Source organism: Trinickia sp., from assembly GCF_035492435.1.
Lineage (GTDB): Bacteria > Pseudomonadota > Gammaproteobacteria > Burkholderiales > Burkholderiaceae > Trinickia.
In genome coordinates, this window is record NZ_DATJJF010000061.1 from 1 (window position 1) to 3415 (window position 3415).

Annotated in this window: 4 protein-coding genes and 1 pseudogene; 1 reads left to right on the top strand and 4 read right to left on the bottom strand. The window is 63.5% G+C overall.

The genetic code is table 11. The features are described 5' to 3' along the window. Positions 1-154 (top strand): CinA family protein (locus tag VL598_RS04895; protein WP_325325573.1); only part of this gene is annotated, 154 nt, incomplete at its 5' end. 69 nt (positions 155-223) lie between these two features. On the opposite strand, the gene pyrF is transcribed toward VL598_RS04895, so the two are convergent. From pyrF to VL598_RS04915, 4 genes and pseudogenes are all read right to left on the bottom strand, one after another. Next, a complete protein-coding gene (gene pyrF, locus VL598_RS04900) occupies positions 224-1048 on the bottom strand; it encodes an orotidine-5'-phosphate decarboxylase (RefSeq protein ID WP_325325570.1) in 825 nt (274 codons plus the stop codon). A gap of 71 nt (positions 1049-1119) precedes the next feature. Beyond that, on the bottom strand, positions 1120-1908 hold the full coding sequence (locus tag VL598_RS04905) for an SDR family oxidoreductase (protein ID WP_325325571.1): 789 nt from the start codon (positions 1906-1908) through the stop codon (positions 1120-1122). A gap of 189 nt (positions 1909-2097) precedes the next feature. Next, a complete protein-coding gene (locus VL598_RS04910; RefSeq protein ID WP_325325572.1) occupies positions 2098-3030 on the bottom strand; it encodes an IclR family transcriptional regulator in 933 nt (310 codons plus the stop codon). 291 nt (positions 3031-3321) lie between these two features. Next, positions 3322-3415 (bottom strand): annotated as a pseudogene (locus VL598_RS04915) (monofunctional biosynthetic peptidoglycan transglycosylase); the annotation flags it as partial.

Sequence of the window (3415 nt, forward strand, 5' to 3'; positions counted from 1 at the left end):
ACCCGTCGGGATGGTCTCTTTCGCCTGGAGCAACCGGCTTCACACCTCCGTCGAGACGCTGGTCTTCAAAGGCGATCGGGAACAGATCCGCGTGCAGGCCGCGGTGCACGCCTTGCGCGGCCTGCTTGTGCTGCTGGAAGAGAAAGAGCACTGAGCGCCGCCATCGTGGCCGGCGCTCAAGCACCCCAAGGATCGAGAACCGAATACCGCTCCGGGCGTTTGCCTAGCGGTAAAGGTTGATCTTGTCGCGTGTTTCCTGTGCGGCGCGCGCTGCCGCTTGCGCGAAATCGTCGCCTTTGCCGGCATAGAGGATCGCGCGCGACGAGTTGATCATCATGCCCGTACTCTCTGCCGTACGGCCTGCCCGCACCGTCGCTTCAACATCGCCGCCTTGCGCGCCGATGCCCGGAATCAGCAGCGGCATGTCGCCGACGATGCTGCGCACTGCCTCGATCTCCTTTGGAAACGTCGCGCCGACGACGAGCGACAGCTCGCCGCTCGCGTTCCACTTCTCGGCGGCGAGCCGCGCGACCGTCTGGTAGAGCGGGTGGCCGCCGACGTCGAGAAACTGCAGGTCTGAGCCGCCCGCATTCGATGTCCGGCACAGCACGATCACGCCCTTGCCCGCATGCGCGAGGTACGGCTCGATCGAGTCAAAGCCCATGTACGGATTGACCGTCACGGCATCGGCTCGGTAACGCTCGAACGCCTCGCGGGCGTATTGTTCAGCTGTGCTGCCGATATCGCCGCGCTTGGCATCGAGAATGACAGGCAAGCCGGGGTGCGTCGCGTGGATGTGGGCGATCAGCGCTTCGAGCTGGTCCTCGGCGCGATGGGCCGCGAAGTACGCGATTTGCGGTTTGAACGAAGAGGCGTAGGGTGCCGTCGCATCGACAATCGCGCGACAGAAGTCGAAAATCGCGTCGCTACGGTGCGCAAGTGCTCCGGGAAAACGCGTTGGCTCAGGATCAAGGCCGACGCAAAGGAGCGAATTCGTGCGGCGCCATGCCTCGTTGAGCGTTTGGACGAAGGAAGAAGTAGAAGACATGAGGTGAGAAAGCGCCGGAACGCCCGTCATCGTCGAAAAGGTGCGTATTTTAAACTGCGTCGCGTGGCGGATTACGCCCAGCCGCCATCGACGATGAAATCCTGCGCCGTCACCATCCGGCTGTCATCTGCCGCAAGAAAGAGCGCCATGCGCGCGATGTCGTCGGGCAGCAGCTCCCCATCGAGGCACTGGCCCGCCTTCAGTGCCGAGAGCCCCCCTTCGTCCAGCCACAAATATCGCTGCTTTTCAGTCATCACCCAGCCTGGGGCGAGTGTGTTCACACGGATACCGAATGGGCCCAGATCGCGTGCGAGGCCACGTGTGAGCCCGGCGGTCGCCGCCTTGGCCGCTACGTAGACAGGATAACCGCCGTTCTTCAACATCCAGCTGATCGAGCCGAGGTTGATGATCGAGCCGCCGCCGTGCGTTTTCATATCGTCGATGACCGCTTGCGCAGCGAAGAACTGATGCCGCAAATTGACTGCGATGCCGACGTCGAACGATTCGGGCGTGACTTGCCCAATCGAGTGCCGCTCGTCGTTCGCGGCGTTGTTGACGAGCACGACGATCGGGCCGAGCGTGCTTCGCGCGTCGGCGATGGCCGCTCGAAGTGCCGCGATGTCGATCACATCGCAAGCAAGAAACAGCGGCTTCGTGCGCGCCTCGCCGAGCGCATCGGAAAGCGCCTCGCCGGAGGTTGTGTCGATGTCGCAAAACGCGACGCGTGCGCCCTGCTGCGCGAAATGCGTGACTAACGATGCGCCGATGCCGCTCGCCCCGCCGGTGATGAATACCGTACGGTCGACAAGGCTCGGGTAGGATGCAAACGGGCCTGGTTCCGGATGATCGGGTAGCGTCATCGTGTGTCTCCTTGCCTATTGCAGACGCCTGCGTCGATGCCGGCCAAACGTGCTGTCACAATGGCCGCTCCGACGCCTCAACGCTTGCCACCGAGCGGCTGCATCATGTACCACCACGCTCTCGGTCACATTCGGGTGGCAGTGCAACCGCGGTTCCCGGGCGTCATGCGCGATGCCGGCGGCTCGCCGTTATCGCCTCATGCGTCTCGTGTGGTGAGAAGCCGCCCACCCAAGCTCCTCGGAAATACCGCGGGCCTCGCTCTGCACGATCGGGACGAGTTCCTCCATCCGCTCGAGGGACATGTACGGCGCCGTGCTCGCGACCGAGATCGCCGCGATGATGGCCCCCGTTGCATCGCGCACGGGTGCTGCGACGCAGTAGATCGACGCCTCGTTCTCCTCCATGTCGAACGTAAAGTCGCCTGCAGCATAGCGCACCATCCGATGCAGGAAGAGCGGCTTGTCGCGCCGTGCGTCAGGCTTGAACCGCTCGCACGCGGTAGCGCCTCGCGACGCCTCGAAGAGCACGTCCCAGTCTTGCGGCTTCAAGTCGAGCATCAGCGCCTTGCCGATGGCGGTTGATGCAAGCGACATTCGATGGCCGATCCGCGAGGGGATTTCGAGCCCACGTTGGCCCGGGATCTTGTCGAGGTAAAGGACGTCGTCGCCGTCGCGCACGCCGAGGTGAATCGTGTCGAGCGTCACTTGCGCGAGCCGCTCGAGATGGGGACGCGCCACGCCCGTGAGCGGCATCTGCTCCAGCGCAATCGTGCCGAGCTCGACGAGCTTGGGCCCGAGCCGGTAGCCTTTCGGCGTGTGGCGCAGATAGCGTGCCTGAACGAGACTGTTGACGAGCCGGTGCGTAGTGCTGCGCGTCGTGCCGAGCATGGCAGCAAATGCGCGCATGTCATGTGCGCTCGTTGCCGCGGCCTCGAGGATCGCCAGTCCGCGCAAGAGCGTCTGCGTGCCCGCCTGCTGCCCGGCGATGTCGAGCGGCGTGCCCCTGTGGCTCAGGTTGGCGCCGGCCGATGCGGCCCGTAAGGCCGCGAGCGTCGCATCCAATGCCGACTCAGGTGAATCCGATGTATCGGTCGTATCTGTGGCTGAATCTGGAACCGTCATACTGCGTCTCCTTGCAGGTGAACGTCCATAGGCCTCAATTTCTCGTCGTCACGGACGAGCGCAAAAGCTCAAAGCGGCCAGCGTTTCGCCTGATTGTAGTCGCCACTTCGGGGCCGTCCAACATGTGAATCGCCAGCCCATGTATTGGGATTTCAGTCGGTTGGTCGCGAGCGTTCAGAAAGAATCGGCGAAGCGACACACTTGAGCTTCGTTTCGCGAGCCGACTCCAGCATCGACTCCTGCACAAATGAACTTGACGGGGATCGCGAACGGCGAGCGCCCACGACGAGATCAACGTGGCACTTCGGCTGCGCCCATGCGCCGCGCGATCACGGCCGCGCGTTGGACGAGGTAAGGCGACGAACGGTGCTCGTCGAAGTATTTC

What these genes read in the sequence shown, in the direction of transcription:
- pyrF (WP_325325570.1), bottom strand. Translation starts at nt 1,048, where the DNA reads ATGTCTTCTACTTCTTCCTTCGTCCAAACGCTCAACGAGGCATGGCGC.
- VL598_RS04905 (WP_325325571.1), bottom strand. Translation starts at nt 1,908, where the DNA reads ATGACGCTACCCGATCATCCGGAACCAGGCCCGTTTGCATCCTACCCG.
- VL598_RS04910 (WP_325325572.1), bottom strand. Translation starts at nt 3,030, where the DNA reads ATGACGGTTCCAGATTCAGCCACAGATACGACCGATACATCGGATTCA.